The sequence below is a fragment of the Candidatus Symbiopectobacterium sp. NZEC135 genome, from assembly GCF_025962695.1.
Genome location: NZ_JAGFPF010000739.1, coordinates 1 through 982, shown reverse-complemented (window position 1 = coordinate 982; position 982 = coordinate 1). Strand labels below are relative to the sequence as shown.

Genomic DNA, 982 nt, shown 5'->3' with positions numbered 1-982 from the left:
TCTACTCTATTCAGTATCAGTAATGGTCTACGGGAGGGGCATTCCCTCCCGGTTTTCCGTCAGGAGTCTCGTATGAAATTTCCCTCTTTTACTCTTCAGCGGATGTGCCTGCTCGCAGCTGCTTTGTTTAGCATGACAGGGCAAGCCAGCGTCGTCATTAGCGGCACCCGGGTGATATATCCCGCAGATGCCAATGAAGTGAGTATTAAAATCAATAACGGTGGCCCATCTCCGGTATTGCTGCAAAGCTGGATCGATAACGGCGATGTCAATGCCAAGCCATCCGCAATCAAAGTGCCGAACCGCGTGGAGCCGGGCAAAGGGCAAACGCTGCGTATCAGCTATACCGGGGATACATTACCATCGGACAGAGAATCGGTATTTTGGCTAAACGTGTTGGAAGTGCCGGCTAAATCTCAGGCCAAAAGTGAAGAGAACCGTTTGCAGATGGCTTTTCGTTCGCGAATCAAGCTGTTTTATCGCCCGGCGGGTCTGGAAGGTAATGCCAATGACGCGGCAAACGCTATCACCTGGAATGCTCAGGGCAATCGCCTTCAGGCAACCAACCCGACACCGTATTATGTCTCTTTGGTAAATATCACCGTAAAGGGCAAAAAAAGTGATTATGCGATGCTCGCACCGCGCAGTTCCATGGTATTGGAATTACCGGCCAGTGTCGGGAATAAGATCAGTGGCAGTTTTGTTAATGATTATGGCGCCGTACATGCCTTTGAATCTGTCGTGAAATAACGCTTCCCACACAGTCAATTTTTTAAATTTATACCCATCATCATTCAGGAAAAGGGTGTTGACAGGACTTGTTATGTCAAAGTATTTTCAAACCGAATCCAAAAATAAGCTGCCATTATGGCATGTGGCTATTTTATCTGCGCTCGTGATGAGCAATGTAAATGCTGAAATTGCACCCGCCATGTCTCTGGAGAATGCAAATAATGTGGAGTTCGATGCTTCTTTCCTGAAT

1 protein-coding gene is annotated in these 982 nt (G+C 47.5%); it reads left to right on the top strand.

Annotation, left to right across the window (positions count from 1 at the left end):
• Window positions 1-102: 102 nt before the first annotated feature.
• Entirely contained in the window at window positions 103-750 is a 648-nt protein-coding gene (locus tag J5224_RS30110; RefSeq protein ID WP_264628722.1) for a molecular chaperone, read from the top strand.
• Window positions 751-982: the final 232 nt, after the last annotated feature.

What these genes read in the sequence shown, in the direction of transcription:
- J5224_RS30110 (WP_264628722.1), top strand. Translation starts at nt 103, where the DNA reads ATGTGCCTGCTCGCAGCTGCTTTGTTTAGCATGACAGGGCAAGCCAGC.